At 70.1% G+C, this 23,008-nt stretch carries 23 protein-coding genes; 9 read left to right on the forward strand and 14 right to left on the reverse strand.

Going from position 1 to position 23,008, the window contains the following annotated elements:
* The first annotated feature begins 281 nt into the window (after positions 1-281).
* Positions 282-800 carry an NAD(P)H-dependent oxidoreductase gene (locus ACYVF3_RS24475; RefSeq protein ID WP_461156599.1) on the forward strand — a complete coding sequence of 173 codons (519 nt, stop codon included), beginning with the start codon at positions 282-284 and terminating at the stop codon, positions 798-800.
* Between the two features lie 9 nt (positions 801-809).
* Here the strand turns inward: ACYVF3_RS24475 and xylB are convergent, their stop codons facing one another.
* From xylB to ACYVF3_RS24490, 3 genes are all read right to left on the reverse strand, one after another.
* Positions 810-2,219 (reverse strand): xylulokinase, encoded by a 1,410-nt coding sequence (gene xylB / locus ACYVF3_RS24480; protein WP_461156600.1) that lies wholly within the window; start codon positions 2,217-2,219, stop codon positions 810-812.
* A gap of 180 nt (positions 2,220-2,399) precedes the next feature.
* Positions 2,400-3,557, reverse strand: coding sequence for a xylose isomerase (gene xylA, locus ACYVF3_RS24485; RefSeq protein WP_461156601.1), 1,158 nt, complete (start codon positions 3,555-3,557; stop codon positions 2,400-2,402).
* Between the two features lie 49 nt (positions 3,558-3,606).
* Positions 3,607-4,866, reverse strand: a complete 1,260-nt coding sequence (locus tag ACYVF3_RS24490; protein ID WP_461156602.1) for an ROK family transcriptional regulator — start codon at positions 4,864-4,866, stop codon at positions 3,607-3,609.
* 413 nt (positions 4,867-5,279) lie between these two features.
* Between ACYVF3_RS24490 and ACYVF3_RS24495 the strand changes: the two genes are divergently transcribed.
* On the forward strand, positions 5,280-6,134 hold the full coding sequence (locus tag ACYVF3_RS24495; RefSeq protein ID WP_461156603.1) for a VOC family protein: 855 nt from the start codon (positions 5,280-5,282) through the stop codon (positions 6,132-6,134).
* Between the two features lie 30 nt (positions 6,135-6,164).
* Positions 6,165-7,541: a GH1 family beta-glucosidase gene (locus ACYVF3_RS24500; RefSeq protein WP_461156604.1), complete on the forward strand. Its 1,377-nt coding sequence runs from the start codon at positions 6,165-6,167 to the stop codon at positions 7,539-7,541.
* Positions 7,542-7,556: 15 nt separating this feature from the next.
* Here ACYVF3_RS24500 and ACYVF3_RS24505 read toward each other — a convergent pair whose 3' ends face one another.
* From ACYVF3_RS24505 to ACYVF3_RS24540, 8 genes are all read right to left on the reverse strand, one after another.
* Positions 7,557-8,447, reverse strand: coding sequence for an oxidoreductase (locus ACYVF3_RS24505; protein ID WP_461156605.1), 891 nt, complete (start codon positions 8,445-8,447; stop codon positions 7,557-7,559).
* An 83-nt stretch (positions 8,448-8,530) separates the two neighbouring features.
* Positions 8,531-8,902 (reverse strand): peptidase inhibitor family I36 protein, encoded by a 372-nt coding sequence (locus ACYVF3_RS24510; RefSeq protein ID WP_461156606.1) that lies wholly within the window; start codon positions 8,900-8,902, stop codon positions 8,531-8,533.
* Positions 8,903-8,972: 70 nt separating this feature from the next.
* Entirely contained in the window at positions 8,973-9,374 is a 402-nt protein-coding gene (locus ACYVF3_RS24515) for a hypothetical protein (protein ID WP_461156607.1), read from the reverse strand.
* Between the two features lie 70 nt (positions 9,375-9,444).
* Positions 9,445-9,846, reverse strand: coding sequence for a peptidase inhibitor family I36 protein (locus tag ACYVF3_RS24520; RefSeq protein ID WP_461156608.1), 402 nt, complete (start codon positions 9,844-9,846; stop codon positions 9,445-9,447).
* Between the two features lie 325 nt (positions 9,847-10,171).
* Positions 10,172-10,924, reverse strand: coding sequence for a WbqC family protein (locus ACYVF3_RS24525; protein ID WP_461156609.1), 753 nt, complete (start codon positions 10,922-10,924; stop codon positions 10,172-10,174).
* Positions 10,925-11,665: a PIG-L deacetylase family protein gene (locus ACYVF3_RS24530; RefSeq protein WP_461156610.1), complete on the reverse strand. Its 741-nt coding sequence runs from the start codon at positions 11,663-11,665 to the stop codon at positions 10,925-10,927.
* 29 nt (positions 11,666-11,694) lie between these two features.
* The gene (locus ACYVF3_RS24535; RefSeq protein WP_461156611.1) at positions 11,695-12,762 is read right to left on the reverse strand and encodes a glycosyl hydrolase family 18 protein; all 1,068 of its coding nucleotides are present in this window, start codon (positions 12,760-12,762) and stop codon (positions 11,695-11,697) included.
* Between the two features lie 3 nt (positions 12,763-12,765).
* On the reverse strand, positions 12,766-13,743 hold the full coding sequence (locus ACYVF3_RS24540; RefSeq protein WP_461156612.1) for an NAD-dependent epimerase/dehydratase family protein: 978 nt from the start codon (positions 13,741-13,743) through the stop codon (positions 12,766-12,768).
* Between the two features lie 293 nt (positions 13,744-14,036).
* Here ACYVF3_RS24540 and ACYVF3_RS24545 point away from each other — a divergent pair, with 293 nt between their 5' ends.
* Positions 14,037-15,632 carry a glycosyltransferase family 2 protein gene (locus tag ACYVF3_RS24545; protein WP_461156613.1) on the forward strand — a complete coding sequence of 532 codons (1,596 nt, stop codon included), beginning with the start codon at positions 14,037-14,039 and terminating at the stop codon, positions 15,630-15,632.
* Here ACYVF3_RS24545 and ACYVF3_RS24550 read toward each other — a convergent pair.
* Positions 15,592-15,789, reverse strand: coding sequence for a hypothetical protein (locus ACYVF3_RS24550; RefSeq protein WP_461156614.1), 198 nt, complete (start codon positions 15,787-15,789; stop codon positions 15,592-15,594). The two genes, ACYVF3_RS24545 and ACYVF3_RS24550, sit on opposite strands and share 41 nt — an antisense overlap.
* Positions 15,790-16,103: 314 nt before the next feature.
* Between ACYVF3_RS24550 and ACYVF3_RS24555 the strand changes: the two genes are divergently transcribed.
* Positions 16,104-17,435, forward strand: a complete 1,332-nt coding sequence (locus ACYVF3_RS24555) for a nucleotide sugar dehydrogenase (protein WP_461156615.1) — start codon at positions 16,104-16,106, stop codon at positions 17,433-17,435.
* A gap of 99 nt (positions 17,436-17,534) precedes the next feature.
* Entirely contained in the window at positions 17,535-18,947 is a 1,413-nt protein-coding gene (locus ACYVF3_RS24560) for a selenium-binding protein SBP56-related protein (protein WP_461156616.1), read from the forward strand.
* Positions 18,948-19,008: 61 nt separating this feature from the next.
* Here ACYVF3_RS24560 and rpiA read toward each other — a convergent pair whose 3' ends face one another.
* A complete protein-coding gene (gene rpiA, locus ACYVF3_RS24565; protein ID WP_461156617.1) occupies positions 19,009-19,761 on the reverse strand; it encodes a ribose-5-phosphate isomerase RpiA in 753 nt (250 codons plus the stop codon).
* Positions 19,762-20,358: 597 nt separating this feature from the next.
* On the opposite strand from rpiA, the gene ACYVF3_RS24570 reads away from it, so the two are divergent.
* The 3 genes from ACYVF3_RS24570 to ACYVF3_RS24580 all read left to right on the forward strand — a co-directional run bounded on the left by ACYVF3_RS24570 (position 20,359) and on the right by ACYVF3_RS24580 (position 22,474).
* Positions 20,359-20,838 carry an SRPBCC family protein gene (locus tag ACYVF3_RS24570; protein ID WP_461156618.1) on the forward strand — a complete coding sequence of 160 codons (480 nt, stop codon included), beginning with the start codon at positions 20,359-20,361 and terminating at the stop codon, positions 20,836-20,838.
* 89 nt (positions 20,839-20,927) lie between these two features.
* Positions 20,928-21,440 carry an SRPBCC family protein gene (locus ACYVF3_RS24575; protein WP_461156619.1) on the forward strand — a complete coding sequence of 171 codons (513 nt, stop codon included), beginning with the start codon at positions 20,928-20,930 and terminating at the stop codon, positions 21,438-21,440.
* On the forward strand, positions 21,440-22,474 hold the full coding sequence (locus ACYVF3_RS24580) for an LLM class flavin-dependent oxidoreductase (RefSeq protein ID WP_461156620.1): 1,035 nt from the start codon (positions 21,440-21,442) through the stop codon (positions 22,472-22,474). Before ACYVF3_RS24575 ends, ACYVF3_RS24580 begins: the two co-directional genes overlap by 1 nt.
* Positions 22,475-22,479: 5 nt before the next feature.
* Here the strand turns inward: ACYVF3_RS24580 and ACYVF3_RS24585 are convergent, their stop codons facing one another.
* Entirely contained in the window at positions 22,480-22,974 is a 495-nt protein-coding gene (locus tag ACYVF3_RS24585) for a winged helix-turn-helix transcriptional regulator (RefSeq protein ID WP_461156621.1), read from the reverse strand.
* Positions 22,975-23,008: the final 34 nt, after the last annotated feature.

Here is a 23,008-nt window from a genome sequence, read left to right on the forward strand (position 1 = left end):
GGAACGAGGATGACCGGCATGATAGCCCTCGTCGGTCTCGTGGTGCGGTGCCACATCGACCTGTTGCGCGTGTGCAGCGCCATCTGTTGATCTGAGGCTGTCCTTTCCACCGGGCCCCGATCGGATCCGGACTTTCCCTTTCCCCACCGGTTTTCGCCGGTGACCGCTGCGCGCGTCGACGAGGCCGCGCGCCGGTCCTGGCGCATCCCGCTCCGAGGAGTCCCGCATGATGTGCCCGCGTTCGCCCACGTCCCGCCCCCGGCAGGTCGAGGAGCGCCGGGATGGCTGAGTTCGCCCTGCTCACCGGTCATCTCTCGCCGCGGTCCCGGCCCGGATCCATCGTCCGCACCGTCGGCGCCCAGCTGCGCGCCGGGGGTGGTGCCGTCACCGAGATCGCGGTGGGTGAGCTACCGCACTCGGCGCTGATGGCCGGCGACGATCGCCATCCCGAAGTGCGCTCGGTGCGGCGAGCGCTATCGGCCGCCGACGCGGTGGCCGTCGTGATGCCCCGCTACGAACCGCACGGCAGCGCGCCGCTGCGAGCGCTGCTCGGGTTGCTCCCGCGTGACGTGCTCGCCGGAAAACCAGTCCTACCACTCGGTTTGGGAACGGTGCGGAGTCAGTCCATCGGCCTCGGTGGTGGACTGGGCAGCGGGCAGGTGCTGCCCGCCGCCTTCCTCCACGACGACTGGTTCGACGAAACCCAGTGCTGGGAACCGAATCCGCGCGCTCGGGAGATCCTGCGGCGTGCGGCGAACGACCTCTGGACCGCTGTGGTCGGAGAGGCCGTCGCCGCCTGAACGATCCGCTCAGATGCCGTGGACCTGCTTGCGGGCGGCCGCGTAGGCGGCCCGCACCTCGGCGCCGCCGGTGTCCTCGCCGACGCTCCTGCGGGTGCCCGCGACCTCCCAGTCCGGCGGGGTGGCGCTGCCGGAGCGAGCCCAGGCCGCCTGTTTGGCGGCACCGATGGCCACGTACTCGGCCGGTTCCGGGACGTCCACGTCGACGCCGAACAGTCCGGGCGCGATGGCCTGCACCGCTTCGGAACGGCCCGCTCCGCCGATGAGCAGCACGCGGCGGACTTCGGCGCCCGCGTCGCGCAACGCGTCGATCGCGTCGGCCATGCCGCACAGCATCCCCTCGACGGCGGCGCGGGCGAGGTTCTGCGGAGTCATGTTCGCGCCGGTCAGGCCCGCCAGGGTGCCGGTCGCCTCCGGGAGGTTCGGCGTCCGCTCTCCCTCCAGGTACGGCAGCAGGCTCAGCCCGCCCGCACCCGGCTCGGCCGCCAGCGCCAGCCGCGACAGGCCCTCCAAGTCGGTGTCGAGCATGTGGGCGGTGGAGCTCAGCACGCGAGCGGCGTTGAGCGTGCAGACCAGCGGCAGGTAGCGGCCGGTCGCGTCGCAGAAGCCCGCGACGGTGCCGGAGCTGTCCGCGCTGGGCTGCTCGGCGGGGGCGAACACCGCGCCCGAGGTGCCCAGCGAGACCGCCACGTCGCCCGGTTTCAGCCCGAGCCCGAGCGCAGCGGCCATGTTGTCGCCGGTGCCCGCCCCAATCGTCGCGCCCTCGATGCCCGGCAGCGTCGCCCGGGCGGCTTCGGCTTGGGGAGCCAGGAGTGCCGGCAACGTCGGGGTGCGTCCGCCCATCGCGTCGGTGAGCAGGTCGGGTAGCCATTCCCCGCTGGTGGGGGAGTAGTACCCGGTGCCCGAGGCGTCGCCGCGGTCGGTCCACGCCTGCTCCGGTCGTCCCGCCAGCTGCCAGCCGACCCAGTCGTGCGGCAGGAGCACCTGGGCGACCCGGTCGGCGTTGTCCGGTTCGTGCTGCGCCAGCCACGCGAGCTTGGTGATGGTGAAGCTCGCGACGGGGACCGAACCGGTTCGGCCGGCGAGGGAGTCGGCCCCGTGGCGCTCGATGAGCTGCTCGGCCTGCGGAGCGGAGCGGGTGTCGTTCCACAGCAGGGCGTCTCGGACGGGCTCGCCGCCGGCGTCCAGCGCGACCATGCCGTGCTGCTGGCCGCCGACCGACACCGCCTCGATGCGGCCGGGCGCGGCGGCGACGGCCTCGCCGATGGCGCTCTGCGCTGCCTCCCACCAGGCCGCCGGGTCGACCTCGGTCCCGTCGGGGTGCGCGGCCTTGGCCTCGGCGACGACCGAACCGTCGTCGGCGTCGACCACGAGCGCCTTGGTGGACTGGGTCGAGGAGTCGATGCCTAGCACCAGCATTGCGGATCATCCTTCATGCTCGCGCGGACCGGGGAGCGACGCGCCTTCCCGGTCCGGTCCTCGCGGCGCCGGAACGCCGGAGTCGGTTGTGACCGCACAATTGTGCGTGATGGGGGCGCGGGGGTGCGATGCCCTCGCACCCCCGCGCGGACCTGCTCGACGATCAGGTGGAACGCCGCTTCAGCGAACGCCGAGCAGGTGGTCCATCGCGAGCTGGTCGAGCCGTTCGAAGTGCATGCCGCGGGCGGCCGCCGCGTCCACGTCCAGCTCCTCCGACAGCAGGTCGGACACCGATTCCCCGGCGCCGAGCGTCGGGGTGGACAGCTCGCCGACGCGGGCGGCCTCCCACGCTTCCACCACCCGGGGGTCCGCGCGGAAGGCAGCGGCGCGCTCCTTGAGGATCAGGTAGTTGCGCATGCAGCCCGCCGCGGAAGCCCAGACGCCCTCGTAGTCCTCGGTGCGCGGTGGCTTGAAGTCGAAGTGCCTCGGTCCCTCGTACCCGCCGTTCTCCAGCAGGTCGACGAGGAAGAAGGCGTTGCGCACGTCGCCCGCGCCGAACCGCAGGTCCTGGTCGTACTTGATGCCGTTCTGCCCGTTGAGGTCGATGTGGAACAGCTTGCCCGACCACAGCGCCTGCGCGATCCCGTGTGCGAAGTTCAAGCCGGCCATCTGCTCGTGGCCGACCTCGGGGTTCACGCCGACGATGTCGCCGTGCTCCAGCTCGTTGATGAACGCCAGCGCGTGCCCGACGGTCGGCAGCAGGATGTCGCCGCGCGGTTCGTTGGGCTTGGGTTCCAGCGCGAGCCGGAGGTCGTAACCGCGCTCCTTGATGAACGCGCACACGGTGTCCACGGCCTCGCGGTAGCGGTCAAGCGCGGCGCGAACGTCCTTGGCCGCACCGGATTCGGCGCCTTCGCGCCCGCCCCAGGCGACGAACGTCCGGGCGCCGAGCTCGGCGGCCAGCTCGACGTTGCGCAGCACCTTGCGCAGCGCGAAGCGGCGCACGTCGCGGTCGTTGGCGGTGAATCCGCCGTCCTTGAACACCGGGTGGCTGAAGAGGTTGGTCGTCACCATCGGCACGGCGAGGCCGGTCTGATCCAGCGCGCTCCGGAAGCGGGACACCACGGCCGAGCGGTCCTCGGCGCTCGACCCGAACGGCACCAGGTCGTCGTCGTGGAAGGTGATCCCGTGGGCTCCCAGGTCGGAGAGCCTGCGCACCGCCTCGACCGGGTCCAGCGGGCTGCGGGTGGCTTCGCCGAACGGGTCCCGCCCGAGCCAACCCACGGTCCACAGCCCGAACGAGAACTTGTCCTCGGGCTTCGGGGTGAAGTCTGTCATGACCAGGTGCTCCTCACTTCGTCGTGACTGCTGCCGGGCCGGAACCTGCTCAACCGGCGGCTCTTTCGGCTGCCGGGACGCGCAGCGGATCCCGGAAGACCTCTTCGATCACAGTGCTTCCCGCGCCGCGCACCGCCGCCGAGAAGCCGAAGGTGGAGGCGGTCATGCGGCAGATCGCGGCATCACCGGCCACCGAGCGCCCGCGCAGCTCCCGCATCGCGGCGGGCACCAGGTACGGCGCGACCGTGCCGAGGTAGCCGCCCAGCACGACGACCTCCGGGTTGAGCAGGTTGACCAGCATCGACACGCCGATTCCGAGCCACTTGCCGACCTCGTCGAATCCCGCCATCGCTTGCGGCCCACCGGCTTCCGCACGTGCGCGCAGCGCGCGAGCCTGGTCCTGCGGGTCCGCGTCCTGCTCGGCGAGGTCGGGCGCGGCGACCCGCAGCACGGCGGGCAGGCCGATCTTGGTCTCCAGGCAGCCGCGCCGCCCGCATCCGCACTCGGGTCCGCCGAGATCGACCGGAACGTGGCCGATCTCGCCGGTGAACCCGCCGGAACCCCGCAGCAACCTGCCGCCGGTGACGATCCCGGCGCCGACACCGACCTCGCCGGTCAGGTAGACGAGGTCGGCGGCGGGGTCGGGGGTGGAGTGCAGCTCGGCGAGCGCGGAGAGGTTGGCCTCGTTGTCCACCGAGATCGGGACGTCGACGCCGAGCCGGTCCCGCAGGGCCGAGGCGATCGCGGTGGACCGCCACTCCAGGTTGGGCGCGTAGTGCACGTGGCCGGATTCGGCGTCCACCAGACCGGGCAAGGCGACGGCGATTCCGGCCGGGGAGGACGACGCCGAGGCGGCCAGTTCGGTCAGGGCCTCAGCGGCCAGGGCCGCCAGCCGGTCGAGCGTGGCCGCCGGTTCGGCGCGCGTGGCGTCGAACCGGACCCGCCGATCGACGACGACCCGCCCGGCGAGGTCCGTGCCCAGCGCGGCCAGGTACTGGGAGTTGATCTCCAGACCGAGCGCGGTGACGCGGCTGCCGTCGAGCTCCAGCGAACGTCCGGGACGGCCGACCGCACCGTCGCGGCGCAACCCGGTCTCGCGGACGAGGCCGCGGTCGAGGAGCTCGGCGGCGAGGCTGGACACGGTCGCTTTGGTGAGCCCGCTGCGGGCGGCGATGTCGGCCCGCGAGACGACCTCGCCGCGCCGGACCTCGTCGAGCACCAGCGCCAGGTTGGCCCGCCGGACAGCGCTCTGGTCGACACCGGCCGTCGAGCCGAGCAGCGCGGGTCCGGCGGTTCTGCGTTCGGCCACGCGCACCTCCGATAAGTACGGAGCATAAACTAATACCGGTCATCGTCGAGTACAAGACCCCTGAAATCGAGGAGTTCTCGCCGCAGGTTCCGAACAGGCGCGTGGATGGCCCCGCTGATTGGTGAAGTGGCTGAACGAAAGGCCCTCACCGGATGCGGTGAGATCATCGCGGAGCGCCTCCGGTGAGGCCGGAGACTGCGCCGAACGGCGTAGTCTCTTCGCTGCCCGTCTCACTACCGCCCCCTCGGTGAGGCGGGCACCTCTTCGTCAGCAGGACACGGACCGGACAGGGTGCGGTTCGTGTCCTGGACATTCCGTTGCCGCGACGTCCCACGCGGTGGCAGCATCGTGATCGCTCATGATCACCGGGTCGCGACCACCAGCAGCGTCCGGAACGACTCGCCGGAGGGGCGATGACCGCGAACCATTCCGCCGACCCGAGCGCGGCCACCGCCGAGATCCGGCACGTCGAGATCGGCTGCCGGAACCTGGCGCGGTCCCAGGAGTTCTACGCCGGCCTGCTGGGGTTCACCGAGACGGCCGCGGAATCCGGTGCGTGCTGGCTCGACGCCGGATCGGCGCGGATCAAGCTCGTCGAGGTCGGGGAGGGCGACCTCGGCGGCTGGAGCGCCGACGACCTCCAGTGCGGGATGAGGCACTTCGGTATGAAGGTCGGTGACGTCGACGCCCAAGCGGCGCGGCTCGGCGACGCCGGGGTCGCCTTCACCCAGCAGCCCAAGGACGCCCACGGCAACGTCCGCATCACCTTCTTCACCGACCCGGACGGCACGCTGCTGGAATTCGTCGAAGGCGCGGTCCGGCACGACGAGACCTACTCGCCCGAGATCGCCGCGGAATACCTGGCCGCGCACCAGAACCGCGCGCGCGATGCCGGGCCGGTCTTCGACCACATCGCCGTGACGGTCCCGGACCTGCAAGAAGCGCTCGACTTCTACGTCCGCACGCTCGGCGCGGAGGTGATCGGCAAGCTGATCCGCTCCGGTGACCCGCGCGGGTTCGTCATCACCAACCTGCGGCTCGGCGACGTCGTGCTGGAGTTGTTCAGCTTCCGCCGGGAGACCAGCCCCAGCCCGTGGTCGGCGGGCCAATCCCGGCACGGACTGCGCGCGATCGGGCTCGGCGTGGCGGAGGCGCCCGGGGCGGTGGGTGCGATGACCGCCGCCGGTGCGGGCGCGGTCCTGCGCCCCGGCCCCGAGCCGCTGCTCATCGACCCGCACGGGGTGCCGCTGACCATCACCACCCGGTGATCGGACGGGACGGCTCGACGAGGAGTGCGCATGAGTGAGCAGTTGCGGTTCCCGGAGGGCTTCGCCTGGGGTGCGGCCACCGCGAGCTACCAGATCGAGGGCGGTGTGGCGGAAGGAGGGCGCGGCGAGTCCATCTGGGACCGCTTCTGCCGCACCGAGGGCAACGTGGCCGGCGGTGACACCGGCGACGTTGCCTGCGACCACTTCCACCGCTACCGCGACGACGTCGCTCTGATGCGCGAGCTCGGGCTCACGCACTACCGGTTCTCACTGGCCTGGCCCCGGTTGCAGCCCGACGGCACCGGCGAGCTCAACCCGGCGGGACTGGACTTCTACTCGCGGCTGATCGACGCGCTCCTCGAAGCCGGGATCCAGCCGTGGGTGACCCTCTACCACTGGGACCTGCCGCAAGCGCTGGAGGACCGAGGCGGCTGGCCCGAGCGGAACACCGCGCTGCGCTTCGCCGACTACGCCGCCCGCGCGCACGAGGCGCTGTCCGACCGCGTCGAGAACTGGACAACGCTCAACGAGCCGTGGGTCGCGGCGTTCCTCGGCCACGCCCAGGGCGTGCACGCTCCTGGTCGGCAGGACCACGCCGCCGCGATGCGCGCGGCCCACCACCTGCTGCTCGGGCACGGGCTCGCGATGACCGCGATGCGCGCCGGGGGAGCGGGTTCGAACCTGGGCATCACCCTCAACCTAGCCCCGGTCGACCCCGCCACCGAGGCCGACCGCGATCTCGCCCGCCGCGTCGACGGGCTGCTCAACCGCCAGTTCCTGGATCCGCTGCTGCGCGGCGAGTACCCGGCCGACGTCCTCGACGACGTCGCCGAGGTCACCGGCACGGAGCACGTGCAGGACGGCGACGCGCGGATCATCGCCGCGCCGCTGGACTTCCTCGGCATCAACTACTACACGCGCCAGGTCGTGCGCTCCGGCGACCGTCCGAGGATCTGGCGGGCCGGGCAGGAACCCAGCCCGTGGCCCGGCAGCGCCGACATGACCCCGGCGACCCGCGGACTGCCGACCACCGCGATGGAGTGGGAGGTCGACCCGGCCGGCCTCGGAGAACTGCTGGAACGCCTGCACCGCGAGTACCCGGGAGTCCCGCTCCACATCACCGAGAACGGCGCCGCCTACGACGACGAGGTCGTCGACGGCCGGGTACGCGACCAGGCCCGGCTCGACTACCTCCGCGAGCACTTCCGCACCGCGCACCGGGCGATCGCCAACGGCGTCGACCTGCGCGGGTACTTCGTCTGGTCCCTGCTGGACAACTTCGAGTGGGCCTTCGGCTTCGGCAAGCGCTTCGGCCTGATCCACGTCGACTACGACAGCCTGGCGCGGACGCCCAAGGACAGCGCCCGCTTCTACGCCGAGGTCATCCGCGCCAACGGTCTGTCCTGATTCCCGAGTGGACGGTCAGGACTTCTCGGCCAGCGGGAAGCCGACTCCCGTCAGGTGCTCGGAGAGGGTCCAGAGGCGCTGGGCGGCTTCGGTGTCGCTGGCGGCCTTGCTGCGCCCCACCAGCGTGGGCGCGCCGCGCAGCTCCATCGGACCGTCGGGGCCCACGTAGCTGGCGCCCGGGATGTCCTGGGTCGCGGCGAAGAGCGTGGGCAGCGCACCGGATTCGGCCGACTGCGCGATCACCGCGTTGCCGATCGCCATGAACCGGCGCAGCAGCGAGTTGCCCGCGTGGCTCTGCAGGTTCGTGGCCGAGTACCCCGGGTGGGCGGAGGTGGCCCGCACCCTCGAACCCGACTCGATGAGCCGGCGCTGGAGCTCCAGGGTGAACAGCAGGTTCGCGAGTTTCGACTGCGCGTAGGCCTTCTGCGGGTCGTAGGTGCCGGTGAAGTTCGGGTCCTCCCAGCGAATGCCCTTGGCCGAGCGGTGCATGAAGGAGGACACCGTGACCACCCGGTCGGTGACGTGCGGCAGCAGCAGGTTGGTCAGGGCGAAGTGACCCAGGTGGTTGGTGCCGAACTGGATCTCGAAGCCGTCCTTGGTCTGCCCCTCCGGCGGGAACATGACGCCGGCGTTGTTGATGAGGATCGCCAGGTCGTCGTCCCAGGTCCCGGCGAACTCGCGGACCGAGGCGAGATCACCGAGGTCGAGCCTGCGGACCTCGGCCGAGCCGGGCACGCTGCCCGCGGCCTGCTCACCCTTGGCCAGGTCGCGCACGGCCAGCACCACGTGCGCGCCCGCGCGCCCGAGCGCTTGCGCGGCCTGCAGTCCGAGGCCGCTGTTGGCGCCGGTGATGACGGCCGTCTTGCCTGCGAGGTCCGGTAGCTGCTCGCTGCTCCATCGCGTCATGCTCACATCGTGCCATCGATGCCGCGACAAGCCGATGACCACGACCGCCGCGCGAGGCGGACGTGGTCATCGGCATCCCCCGGTCAGCAGGGATCGACTTGGTAGGTGTCGAATCCCTTGTCGGTTGGTGAGTCATCCACGGCTACGGAGTCGTACTGCCATTCGCCTCCGGCCCCGTGGAACGTCGCGACGGTGCCGAGTGTCTGCCGGTTCATGTACGAGCCCAAGCGGAACTCGATCGGGACCGGCCCGGGTTCGCACTCCAGGAAGTCGGTCCTCGTGCCGGTGAAGTTGGGACCCTCCCAGATGCACAGGAAGGTGTCGTTGCACTCGGCCTGAGCGCGGGACTTGGCCTCTTCCGGTGTTTCTCCGGATGCCAGGCCGGCTCCGGCGCCCATGATCAGCAAGCAGCCTCCGCCGACAGCGGCGGCCTTTCGAAGCATTGTTGCGTACATCGTTCATTCCCCCAGTGGTGCGTGCCCGGCCGCCCCTGACGGGCAGCGACGGCCGGGCGCATTGCTCACCTCAGCAGTTGTCGACCGCGCTGAGGTCGAAAACTTCGCCTTCGGAGATCGCCTCGTTGACCGGCGAGCGGTACTTCTCGATCAGCTCCTCAGGGTTGTCCGGGTTCGGACCGAAGAACACAGCTTCTCCCGGCTCGTACTGGGTGTTCAGCCACGATCCAGCGCGCTTGTCCTCGAAGCTGAAATCCACCGGGCCCTCCGCGCACGGCCCGAACTCATTGACGGCCCCGGTGAAGTCCGGACCGTCCCAGACGCAAAGCACTCCCTCGCCGCACACCGCCTTGGCGCGCTCGACGGCCTCTTCCTGGGTCTCACCGACGGCAACGCCGGAGCCGGCGCCCAGCAGGAGCAGGGAACCTGCGCCCGCTGCGGCGATCTTGCTGATCTTCGATGCGTACATCATTTCCCCCAGTTTCCTTGTGGTCCGGCCACCGCCGCGCTCACGGCGGTGGCCGGGTTTTCATTCCTCGACATCAGCAGGGGTGCACCTGGCGGGTGTCGAATCCCCGGTTGTTGTCGCTGAACTCGGGTGCGGTCGAGGTGTACTGGACGATCCACGGGCCTTCCGGGTTCGCCGGGTCAGGACCGATGAACTCGCCGACCGTGCCGGTGTACTGGTTGTTGATCCACGACCCGACCGGCCACGGCGTGTCGTACAGGCCGCACTCGAAGAACTTCACCATCTCGCCGTGCCCGTTCGGCTCCGGCCACACGCAGAGGTAACCGTCGCCGCAGGCTTCGGCCATCGCGCGGTGGGTCGCTTCCTGCTCGGTCTCCGCCGAGGCCAGACCCATGCTCGACCCGGCGAGCATCAGACCTCCGGCCACCGCGATGGCGGCTTTGAAGCCCTTGCTGCGCAATGTCGTCGTCGACATCTTTCCTCCCAGTTTCCAATGCGCACACGCGTGCGGTCGCACAGGTGTGTCCCGTGGGTTGGTGTTCATGCCCCCCAGCGACCCGAGGGATCGGGTCTTGGCATCGCGACACCCTTCTCACGTCGCACGCTCGCCTAGGGTTGCCTACAACCGGACGAAAGATGCGCTGTTCTCCGCGAAGACACCCTGCCGAGGAAGTTTCGGCATCGAGGTGACTGCGGGTGAGCAACACACCCGTCGGTTGGGCAGCCGTTGCGTGGACGAGCCACGCCGGTGTCACGGGACTGTGCTACCGCGCTGTGCGCGCAGAGTTAGGAAGTCAAGGTCAGCAGACACTCCTCTGTGGATTGGCGACGGGCATCGCGTCGAGCGAGGGCTCGAAGCGCGAGGAGGCGCGGAGGGTGCGCAGCGCCGCGGGCCCCTCGACGAACAGCAGGTCCAGCACGCCGAGTCCCGGGACGAACTCGCCGTGCGGCTGCGCGTACACCGGATGTTCGAAGAGCTGGTCGAGCACCGGCACTCCGGCGCGGTGGAATGGCGACCAGTCGACCGAGTAGGAGGTTCCGCTGCTGGTCAAGTGCGCGTCACCGCCCACGCTGCGGACCAGTTCCAGCAGCCGCTCCTGCCTGTCCTCGGGCACCGGGACGTCGAGGTCGCTGGCCCGCAGGATCTGCGTCTTCAGGCCGAGGTAGCGGCACAGCTCGGTGGTCAGGTCCAGGTTGTGGTCGACGAGGTGGTCGTGGCCGCGCCGGTAGACCTCGCGGACCAGGTCGTAGAGCTCGTCGAAGTGGGGTGTGCGGCGGTAGTGCACCTTGAGGTGCTTGAGGTGGCCGGGTCGCCAGTTCTGCCGCTGGTCGATGCGCACGTCGCAGAGCCACTGGCGGTCGCCCGTGTGCACCACGGGCACGCTGAGCCAGGACGTCCCGCCGGACTGGTTCTTCATCCGCTGGCGCGCGTGGTACTCGCTGCGGGTGTACTGGGCGGTGTCGTAGACGATGTGGACGTCGCTCAAGGCGATCTTGGCCATCAGCTTCGTCCACGGCAGGAAGTTCGGCTGGTGGATCGAGACGGTGGTCATCTACAGCACCACCCGCATCGCCGCGTAGCCCTCGGCGGCCTCGGCCGAGATCTCCCTGCCGCGCCACCGCGATTGCAGCTCCAGCCCCTCGGGGCTGCCGTGGTAGAGCGGATCCTTGACCTGCGAGGCGTGCAGGGCCAACGCCTGCAGCTTGATCTGCAGGAACTCGCTGATGTCGACGAACAGCGACGGGGTGAACCGCTCGCGCTCCGGCGTCCAGAACAGGCTCGTGTTGTCGTAGCAGAGCACGTGCGGGACGAAGTGCCGGTCGCCGGGGGAGCACGGTCTGGTGGCGGTCACGCACGCCCGGAACAGCGCCTCGTGGTCCTGGTTGTAGCTGATCGCGGGAATCATGACCATGCTCGGCCGGACGTTCTCGATGGACAGCCGGGCGTCCCGCTCCAGCAAAGCGGCCAGGTCGCGGCGCGGCACCACGTCCAGCGCCATGTGCTGATCCGGGCCGCGCAACAGCACCTCCCAGTCGTCGACCTTGAGCAGCTCGGCGACGGACTGGAACTCCGCGATGCGCGTGTCGGCGGTGACGGTCCGCAGGCCGGAGGTCTGCTGCCCGCCGTACTGCTCGATGGAGGCCACGGAACCGACGATCACGCAGACCTCGCCACCGAGGGATTTGATCCGGGCGATCGTGCCCGCGCAGCCGTACGTTTCGTCGTCGGCGTGCGGGGCGATCACCAGAACCCTTTGATGGGCGAGGAAATCGTCCCCGTTGAGGCAGTCCATGTCGTCTCTCCTCCCTTGGCCCGTCGGTCTCACGGACAGGCTTGCTTCCAGCCCGTGTCGAGTTCTTCCCACACCCCGGGCGCTTCCGGCCCGTAGCTCCACAGGTGCACCGCGTTGAGCCCGTACTCCCGCGCCAGGCGGAGCTTGATGGCGGTGCTGCGCGCGTCCTCGAACCACACGGCGTGGTCGACCCCGTTCTCGCGGTAGGTGAACCAGGCGGACCCGCCCGCGGCGTCCCAGTTCGGTTCGATGCCACGCTGACGCGCCAGTTCCAGGGCGCCCGCCGAGGACACCGAGGTGCCGTACCCGCCGCTCCAGTCGTATCCGTACTCCGGGACGCCCAGCACGACCTTGTCCGCGGGTGCGCGGGTGAGCGCGTAGCTCAGGACGTCCCGAACCCAGGTCTCGGGCGCCGCCGGGCCGGGATCGGAGGTGGCCCAGTGGTAGTCGTAGGCCATGATCCGCACCGAGTCCGCCGCTTCGGCCACAGCGCGGTAGTCCTGCGCGCGGGTGGCTTGGCTGTTGCCGTCGTCGTCCGTCTTGGGTGCCAGCGTGACCGACAGCCGCCGGTCCTCGGCGTGCAGGCGGTCGGCCAGTTCGCGGACGAACCTGGTGAACACGGGTCCGTCGACCGCGCGCATGTCCTCGTAGTCGATGTCGATGGCGGAATAGCCCCCGTCGCGGGCGAACTGCGCCAGTGCGTCGACGTGCCCGCGGGTTCGCTCGGGGTCGTGCAGGATGCCGGCGAGCGGTTCGCGCTGCCAGTCGCCGTCGAAGTGGTTGGTGATCGAGGGGACCATCTCCGGCCCCGCGGTGAGCAGGTTCTCGAGGCTCTCGGCCTCCTCGGGCCTGCCCGAGGACTGAGCGGTGATCCGCCCGTCCGGTGCGATCCCGTAGACCCACGGCGAGACCGAGTCCAGCTCCGACGCGTGCTTGCGGACCGTCTCGGCCCCCCGGTTGAGGTTCCAGTAGGGCACCGAGATCGCCGCGTTGCGCGGAGGATCGCACCGCGCGGGCGCCGGGGCGGCGCAGCCGACCGCGAGCAGCGCCAGGACCGCGCAGGCCCCCACGCTGCGCAGAACCGACGCTCGTCGCACCGCTCAACTCCCGCTCACCGCGTGCGCGCGCTGGTCGGCCACGACCGAGCGGATGATCTCGTCGAGATCCCGGGTAGGGCGAAAACCGATGCGCGCGCGTGCTTTCGAGCAGTCCGGGATCCGGCTCGGCGTGTCCCGGTAGCCGGGCTCGAAGTACGCGTCGTAGGGCACGTGCACGATGCCGCCCGGCGAGCCGGTGATCTCGACGACGCGCTGGGCGAGCTGCTCGATCCGCACCGGCGCGGACCCGCCCACGTTGAACACCTGGCCGTGCGCCTCGCGGTCGCGCAGCAGCGCCACCAGCGCGGGCACGACGTCGAGCACGTGGCAGAAGCAGCGGATCTGGCTGCCGTCACCGAAGACCGTGAGCGGTTCGCCCGCCAGCGCCTGCCGCGCGAAGCGGGGGATCACCATCCCGTACTCGCCGCTCTGGCCCGGACCGACGGTGTTGAACAACCGCGCGATCACCACGTCGAGGCCGTGCTCGACGGCGTGGGCGTGCGCGATGGTCTCGTCGACGGATTTGGCCTCGGCGTAGGACCACCGGCTGTGCGGGGGAGAGCCGAGGACCCGGTCGTCCTCCTCGGTGAGGCCGGGCTTGGGGTTGAGGCCGTAGACCTCGCTGGTCGACGACAGCAGCAGCGGCACCTTGTGCTCGCAGGCGGCTTCCACCACGGCTTCGGTCCCCAGCAGATTCGTGCGGAGGCTCTCGATGGTCCGCCGGGCGATGGTGAAGGTCCCCACGGCAGCGGCGAGGTGGAACACCGCGTCGACCTGGCCGGTGCACTCGTCGACGAGCTGCCGGTCGCACACGGAACCATCGACGACCTCCGGTGCTGGAGGTCCGGATTCCGAATTCAGATTCCCCGGACGGCCCGTGCTGAAATTGTCGAGAATCAGGACTTTGTGCCCTTCCGAAATCAGGAAACGGGTGAGATGGGAACCGATGAATCCGGCACCGCCGGTTATCAAGAAACGCATGGCATCCCCTCGTCATCGAGGAGTTCTGGAGGTGTTGTCCCGCCTGGTCGGGACCCACAGGTGTGGCTGTTGAGCTGCGAGTACGCGGTTCTCATCCGTGTTCCCGCACGGTGCGCGAGCCTCGACCACCGGGGTCTCCGATCGGCCCGCTGAAAACAACTGTGCACCACGATGTGGCACCCGAATCAGGGGCGAAAAGAATGCGTACCCGAACGGGTGAAAAGCACTTGTCGGGGTGGGGTGCGACGTTGTCGCATGGCGGGAGCGGTTCGTGGGAATTCAACGGGAAGGAGATGAGCGCGGTGGAATGGGCCCTGCTGTTCCTCGTGTTCGGGATCAACGTCCCGGTGTGGACGATGATCGCGTTCCTGCGCCGCTTCGACGACAACCGCAGGCCGGCCCCGCAGGACGCGGACGCACCCCCGACGAGGATGCGTCCCGAGCAGGTCGCCGTCGTCATCCCGGCCCACGACGAGGAAGGCGGCATAGCCAAATCCATCACCTCGGCGCTGCGGATCGTGCCGGCGGCCAACGTCCACGTCCTCGCCGACGGGTGCAGCGACCGCACGCCGGAAGTCGCCGCCAGTCATGGCGTCCAGGTCCTGGAGATCACCCCGGGCCGTGGCAAGGCCGGGGCGATCGAGGCGGCGATCGGCCACTTCGACATCGTCGGGCGGTTCGGGGCGCTGCTGATCATCGACGCGGACACCGAGATCGACTCCGCCTACCTCACGAACGGGCTTCCGCTGCTGGACGATCCGCGCTACGCCGCCGTCGCCGGGTGCGTGCACACCCCGTGGGACCCGCGGGAGCACACCTTCATGGGACGGCTGCTGATCTCCTACCGCGCGCGTCTGTGGACCATCATGCAGTGGATGCGCTACGGGCAGTCCTGGCGCTACATCAACGTGACGCCGATCGTCCCCGGGTTCGCCAGCATGTACCGGACCTCGGCCCTGCCGCACATGGACCTCAACCCGCCGGGCCTGATCATCGAGGACTTCAACATGACCTTCGAGCTGCACCACAAGCGGCTCGGCAAGATCGCCTTCTCCCCGGACGTGCACGCGACGACCGACGATCCGGACAACCTCGGGGACTACTACCGGCAGGTGCGGCGCTGGGCGCTCGGGCTGTGGCAGACCCTGCGCAGGCACGGCGCGTGGTTCGGCCGGTTCTGGTTCACCACGTCGTTCTTCATGCTGGAGATCGTCACCTCCAGCCTGATCATCCTCGCGCTGGCCTGCGCCGGAGTGGTGATGGCGCTGGTGCCGCTGACCGCGGGCTGGGTGCTCGACTGGCCGGCGTACCGGGACGTCCACTCGGTCCTGGCGCCGCTGATGACCCCGTTCAACCTGGTCCTGTTCCTGTTCCTGCCGGACTACCTGATCACCTGCGTGGTCGCCGCGTTGCGCAGGCGCCCGAGCCTGCTCATCTACGGCGTGGGGTTCCTGATGGTGCGAGTGGTGGAGGCCGCGGCCACGATGTGGACGCTGTACCGGCTGTGGCGCGCCCAGTCGAGCGGGATCTGGACCAGCCCTCGCCGACTGGCCCAGGCCGTCGCCCCCGCAGCGGTCGGCTCGCCGGACTCGACGCGGAAGTCCGAGGAGCCCGCCGGTGCCGAGAGGGCGCCCCGGCCTGATCCGGAACCAGCACCGGCCGCGGGTCCGACCGCGAGCACCCGGCGGGTCGTGCTGCTGGACGCGGCCGCGGTGCTGCCGGTGATCGCCGTGGTGGGGCTGGCGCTCACCGGGGTGCTCAACGTGCTGCTGGTCGCCGGTCTGCTGCTCGCTCCGGCGCTCGCCACGACCACCTGGAGACATCGTCCCGGCAGGCACCCGGCAGAGGTCAGTCCCGCCACCCGCGACCGGCCTCCCGGACGCGTTTGATCTCCTCGGCGTCGTAGAGATTCGCCAGCGCACCGCGGCCGGCGGGCCGCCTCGCGACCGGCGCGATGCCGTGCCGGGCGAGCCAGGGGTTGACCGAACCGACCTGAATCCCGAGGTACGCGGCGATGTCGTGGCGGTCCCACTGCTGCTGGTCCATGCGGACCTCCTCGCGCGGGACCTCCTCGTGGCGGACCGGCGTCGGCGGCCCACCGGCGTGACAGCTCGATTGTGCGTCGAGCCCGCGTGCGAAAGCCGGGGCATAAGTCCTGAACCTGATTGCTCCGGGTCTTTGTCCTCTACGGAGCCGCACCACGCTGGTGCACGGTGGTCGACACCCAGGTCGGCGCGACACTCACGTCGGCGGAACGAGAGCCGGTGGCAACGCCGGTAATCGCTTCGGCACAGCGGTGAATCCGTCTGCACGGAGCGCGTTTTGGAACGCGAGGCAAGCGCATCGAGGAGTCCCCGGTGATGAGCACAGCCAACATTCATGGGGCAGAGCCGAACTCAGCAACGCCCGCGCGGCTGACAGTTCCGTCCCCGCGCACACCCACCAACGCCGTGGTCGTCGGGCTGGGCTACGTCGGCCTGCCGACGGCGTTGTCGCTCGCCGATTCCGGCGTCGCGGTGACCGGTGTCGACATCGACGAAGCGCGACTGCTGGCGATCAAGGCGGACCAGGTCGATCTGTCCGAGGCCGATCACGAGCGGCTCGGCCGCTCCCTCAGCAGCGGCGAACTGGTGGTGACCACCAACGCGGCCGCGGTCGCCGAGGCCGACCTGGTGCTGATCTCGGTGCCGACCCCGGTGGACACCCACCTGGTTCCCGACATGCGCGCGCTGACCGCGGCCTGCGCGTCGGTGGTCGCCAACGCGCGCGCGGGCCAGACGATCGTGCTGACCTCCACCACGTACGTGGGGTGCACCCGGGACCTCATCGCCGAACCGCTGCGGCACCGCAACGGCTGGACCGCAGGCGAGGACATCTACGTCGCCTTCAGCCCCGAGCGCATCGACCCCGGCGTCACCCGCCACGACCGCCGCGCGACGCCGCGCATCGTCGGCGGGGTGACCGCCGAGTGCGGGCGACGGGCGACGGAAGCGCTGGAGGGTACGACCGCCGAAGTGCACACCGTCTCGTCCCCGGAATCGGCCGAGCTGACCAAGCTGTTAGAGAACAGCTTCCGCGCGGTCAACATCGCGATGATCAACGAGTTCGCCGACAGCTGCCACGCCTTCGACGTCGACCCGATCGAGGTCATCGAGGCGGCGGCCACCAAGCCCTACGGGTTCATGCCGTTCCACCCCGGACCCGGCGTCGGAGGCCACTGCATCCCCTGCGACACCCACTACCTGCTCTGGCAGCTGCGAGCACAACGCCTGCCCGCGCCGCTGATGAACGCGGCGATGGGAGCGATCGCGGCACGCCCGCAGAGGGTGGTGGATCGCGCCCGGCAGCTGCTCGCCGATCAGGGCAAGTCGTTCGCGGGCTCCCGCGTCCTCGTGCTGGGCGTGGCCTACAAGCCGGGGGTCGCCGACATCCGCGAGTCCCCGGCGCTGGAGATCATGGCTGGGCTGAGCGCCCTCGGCGCCAGCGTCGCCTACGCCGACCCGCTCGTGCCCGCCGTCCGGGTGGGTGAATCCACGCTGGCCTCCGGGACGGACGTGGCCTCCGAGGAATGGGATCTGGTCATCGTCCACACCCCGCACCCCGGGGAGGACCTGACGTGGCTGAGCGGCCAGGACGTCGTTCTGGACACGACCTACCGGCTCAGCCCGGAGCTGCGCTGCGCTCACCTGTAGCGCGGCACCCCTGCCGCCGCTGTTCGCGGGCAAGGTCGCTGCGGTGGGGCTGCGGGACCATGCTGGATCGACCGAACGCCATCTTCCGAGGAGGAAGAGATGAGCACGCCCGCGGTCGATCCGACCTTCTACCGCAGTCCCGCCGAAGCGATCGCCGCGCCACCGGAAGAGCTGGCCTACGTGGTCACCTTCGATCGCCAGGCCCAGCAGCCCGATGCGCTCGCGGTCATCGACACCGCTCGGAACTCGCCCCAGCGCGGCCGGGTCGTGGGGTGGGTGGAGCTGCCGGCCAAGGGCGACGAGCTGCACCACTTCGGGTGGAACGCCTGCAGCAGCGCGTTCGCCCACGCCGGGCACCACACCGACGGTCTGCAGCGGCGGTACCTGCTGCTGCCCGGTCTCCGCTCGTCGAACGTGCACGTGTTCGACACGCAACCGGACCCCGAGCAGCCGCAGCTGGTGCGCACGATCAGCGCCGAGGAACTGGCCGACAAGGCCGGGTACTCGCGCCCGCACACGCTGCACTGCGGCCCGGACGGGATCTACCTGTCCTGCCTCGGCACGGCCAGCGGTGACGGCGGACCGGGCGGCATCGCGGTGCTCGACCACGACACCTTCGAGGTCGTCCGCGCGTGGGAGACCGACCGGGGACCGCAGCAGCTGGCCTACGACGCCTGGTGGCACCTCAACCAGAACACGCTGATCAGCAGCGAGTGGGGCACGCCGTCGATGGTCGAGGACGGCCTGGTCCCCGAACTGCTGCTGGGCAAGGAGTACGGCCACGCACTGCACTTCTGGGACCTGGCCGAGGGCAGGCACGTGCAGCGGGTGGACCTCGGGGCGGAGAACCAGATGGTGCTCGAGCTGCGCCCCTCACACGACCCGGACGCCACCTGGGGCTTCGCCGGCGTCGTCACCAACACCGACGACCTGTCGGCCTCGGTCTGGCGCTGGTCCCGCGAGGGCGATCGCTGGAAGGCGGACAAGGTCATCACGATTCCCGCCGAACCCGCCGACGCCGATCAGCTGCCGCCCGCCCTGAAGCCCTTCGGTGCGGTGCCGCCGCTGGTCACCGACATCAACCTCTCCGTCGACGACCGGTTCCTCTACGTCTCCTGTTGGGGGACCGGTGAGCTCAAGCAGTACGACGTCAGCGACCCGGCGCAGCCGCGAGAGACGGCGTCGGTCCGCCTCGGGGGAATCGTCCGCCGGGGCGCGCACCCGGCCGAACCCGACCGCCCGCTGGCCGGAGGACCGCAGATGGTCGAGGTCAGCCGCGACGGCGAGCGGATCTACCTGACCAACTCGCTCTACGGGTCGTGGGACGACCAGTTCTACCCGGACGGAGTCGGCGCGTGGATGGCCGAGGTCATCACCGATCCGCAGCGCGGCGGCCTGCGGGTCGACGAGGGGTTCTTCCCGCGCGGCGACGACTTCCGAGGGCGCCGCGCTCACCAGGTCCGCCTGCAAGGCGGTGACGCCTCATCGGATTCCTACTGCCACGCGAGGTGAGCAGGACGCGAAGAGGGGCCGTGAGCATCGCCCACGGCCCCTCTTCTCACGAGTGAGCGCTTCAGCGACCGCGCGTCGACGGGCGGGCCGACGGCGTCGCGGAGACGTCGCGGATCTCGTGGCTGCCGTCGCCGCGGCCGATCACGATCTCGGCGGCGATGCCGGTGAACAGGCCGTTCTCCACCACACCGGGGATCCAGTTGAGCTGCGAGTCCAGCGCGATCGGGTCCTTGATCGCCTCGAGGTGCGCGTCGAGGATGAAGTTGCCGCTGTCGGTGACCAGCGGGCCGCCGTCCTTCTCGCGACGGGTCAGCTTCACCCCGGGCTGGCCGACCTTCTCCAGCAGCGCGCTGATGGCGCGCTCGGTGGCCTGCCACTCGTACTGCACGACCTCGATGGGCAGCGGGAACTTGCCGAGCTGGTCGACGACCTTGCCCTCGTCGACGACGCAGACCATCTTCTCGGAGGTGTCGGCGATGATGCGCTCCCAGAGGAGGCAGGCGCCGCCGCCCTTGATCATGTGGCCTGCGGGGTCGATCTCGTCGGCGCCGTCGACCGTGAGGTCGAGCCTGCCGACCTCGGCGAGCGTCGTCAGCGGCACGCCGACCTCGAGCGCCAGGTCACGGGTGCCGGTCGAGGTGGGCACGCCCACCACGTTGAGGCCGTTCGACACCGCTTCGCCCAACGCGCGGACGAACCAGTGCGAGGTGGTGCCCGAGCCCAGGCCGAGCTTCATGCCGTCGCGGATGTAGGCGTCGATGACGGCCGTACCCGCGGCCCACTTCGCCCGGTCCTGCTCGTTACTCGGTTGCATCGGTGGTGAGTCTCCTGTGGACGCTCCTGCGGATCACCGCCCGGCGGGCCGGGCCGGTGGGTTCGGCAGTCACGGTACATGTGCTGGTCGCAGGCCTTCGCGCGGTCGTGCCTCACGTCCGCTCCGGCTCGCGAGCGGGTCCGCGACGGACCCCGTCGCGGCTTTCGGAATCGATCTGGAAACGCACCCCACCGGGTGACGGCGGCGGGCCGACATCCTGATGTTGCCTGCGCAACGAATGTGCGGGTCACGGTCTTCTCGGCGCCGATGTGAAGCGAACTCGCCGTCTTGCCGGAAACGCCTCGTTCGGTACGGTCGCGCGGATCTTCGCGAGGACGCCCGGCCAACGCCGGGCGTGCGAACCCGGTCGTCGTGAAACCAGCTACGCTCCAGCGCTTTTCGCGGGAAGTGGGTGGATGTGTTCCGCGCCACTGATCACATCCGGTGGCGTGCCTGAGGTGGCCTTCGCGCGTTCCGATCGAGTTGCTGATTCCCTTTCGGGCCCAACAATGGTCCCGGTGGGGGTAATCCGGTCGCGGCGCGTCCGGGGGAAATATTGAGTGGAAGGACGCTTGAGCCATGCCCTTCTATTCGACGATGGCCGAGACGGACATCGAGTGTTCGGCGGCGGACGTCTACAGCTACATCACCAATCCGGCCAATTGGGAGGAAAACCGGCTGGTGACCGATCCAGGGTGGACGCTCGTGCCACCGGGCAGGCGGCCCGAGGGCACGGTCTGGCAGGGAGTGAGGGGTGACGACTGGTCGGTGTTGGAAGCCGAGCCTGGGAGACGCTGGATCGTCCGGTCCCGGGCCGACGATCGCGCGTCCTCGGTGACCATCACCTACAGCTTCTCCGAGGTCGAAGGCATGACGCACGTGTTCCGGCACGTGGAGATCGAGGTGTGCGATCACGCCGTGATCAGCGAGCACGCCCGCGCGGCCTTCGTCTGCTCGACGTCCAGCCGGGAAGTGGTCGCCGAGGTCAAGGAGGCGCTGGAGGTCGACCGCGAGGTCGTGCTCCCGCAGGTGTCGGTGCCGATACCGGTCTCGCCTTCTCCGTCGCGCCTGGGCTGAACGGCGTCCTCATCGTGCGGTAGTTGACAACGCGGGTTGCATCACGAAACCCTACTGGTCAACGCCGTACGTTGAGGAGGCCGACGGGCATGGAGTGGACTGGCGCGCGCTACGCGGACGCACCTTCGGTCGAGGTCGAGACCTGGATCGACTCGTCGCCGCGACGGGTGTGGGAGCTGATCACCGACATGCGGCTGATCGCGCGGATGAGCGACGAGCTGCAGGAGATCCACTGGCTCGACGGTGCCGAGGGGCCGTCCTTGGGCGCCAGGTTCACCGGGCGCAACCGCAACGACGCGCTGGGGGAGTGGACCACGACCTCGCACGTCGTCGTGTTCGAACCCGAGCGGGCCTTCGGCTGGGCGGTCAAGGACCCCGACAACCCGATGGCCTCCTGGAGGTTCGCGCTCCGGCCCGAGAACGGCGGCACGCACCTGAGCCAGTGGGCGCAGATGGGCCCGGCCCCCTCGGGGCTGTCGCTGGCGATCGAGCAGATGCCGGACAAGGAGCAGAAGATCGTCTTCGTCCGGCTGCGCGAGTTCGAGCGGAGCCTGACCACGAACCTCGCCGGCATCAAGCAGCTCGCCGAAACGGCCGCCTGATGCGCACCGCCACCACGATCGAGGCCTCCGGCGGTGACTGGCGCGAGACGGTCGAGTTCGTCCGCGAAGCCGAGAAGCTCGGCCTGGACATGTGCTGGGTGGCCGAGGCCTGGGGCTCCGACGCGCCCTCCACGCTTGGCTACCTGGCCGCTCGCACCGACAGGCTCCAGCTCGGCTCCGGCGTCGTGCAGCTGGGCACGCGCACTCCGGTCGCCATCGCGCAGGCCGCGATGAACCTCGCGCACCTGTCCGAGGGGCGGTTCCACCTCGGCTTGGGCGCGTCGGGGCCGCAGGTCGTCGAAGGGCTGCACGGCGTCGACTTCGCCCGCCCGCTCGGGCGGATGCGCGAAACCGTGCAGATCGTGCGGCAGGTGTTCGCGGGGGAGAAGATCACCCACAGCGGCGAGCACTTCACCATCCCGCGCACCGGCGAGTCCAAGCCGATGCGCGTCTCGATCCCGCCGGTGGACGTGCCCGTGCACCTGGCCACCCTGTCGCCGAAGATGCTGGAGCTCACCGGCGAGATCGCCGACGGTTGGCTGGGCACCAGCTTCGTCCCGGAAGGAGCCGCGGCCTACTTCGACCACCTCGACGCCGGGCTGGCCAAGGCCGGACGCAGTCGCGACCAGCTCGACATCAGCCAGGGCGCCGAGGTCGCCTTCGTCGCCGATGCCGACGAGCTGAGCGCAGTGGTGGCGCCGCGCAAGAAGGAACTGGCCTTCTCGCTCGGCGGCATGGGCTCTGCCAAGACCAACTTCTACAACCGCGCCTACGCACGGCAGGGCTGGCACGAGGTCGCCGAGGCCGTGCGCGAGCGCTGGCAGGCGGGCGACCGCGAGGGTGCCGCAGCGCTGGTCACCGACGAGATGGTGCTGGGCACGACCCTGATCGGCACCGAGCAGCGGGTGCGGGAACGGCTGCGGGTCTGGCGCGACGCCGGGGTGAAGGCCGTCCGGCTCTACCCGGCCGGCGACACCCTCGACCAGCGGCTGACCACCCTGGGGCGGGCGCTCGACCTGGTCCGGGAGCTGTGAGGAGCTCAGCCGAACCGCGCCCGCACGTCGGGCCGCTCCGCCAACCGGGCGGGGTAGCCGGGACCGAGGTGCGCCGTGGTGTCCTCGGCCCGCAACGGCTCGGCGCAGGCCGCGCAGACCACCTCGGCGTGCGTGTCGTGGCCGCACGTCCGGTGGTGCAGCACCACCGGTGCGCCGGTGTCGTCGGACAGCCAGCGGTCGCCCCAGCGCGACATGACGGCCAGCACGCCGTAGAAGTCACGGCCCTTCTCGGTGAGCACGTAGTCGTACCGCAGGGGCTCGTCCTGGTAGGCGTTCTTCTCGAACAGCCCTTCGTCGACCAGCCTGCGCAGCCGTTCGGCGAGCGTGTTGCGCGCGATGCCCAGCGACTGCTGGAAGTCGTCGAAGCGACGGATGCCGTAGAACGCCTCCCTGAGCACGAGCGGAGTCCACTGGTCGCCCAGCAGGTCCAGGGCGCGCGCGATCGAACAGGGCCAGTGAGCCAGGGACGTCCGCCGCATGAGTCGCAGGATACGGGTTGCGTCACGCAACCCG

The sequence above is a fragment of the Saccharopolyspora tripterygii genome (assembly GCF_054778355.1).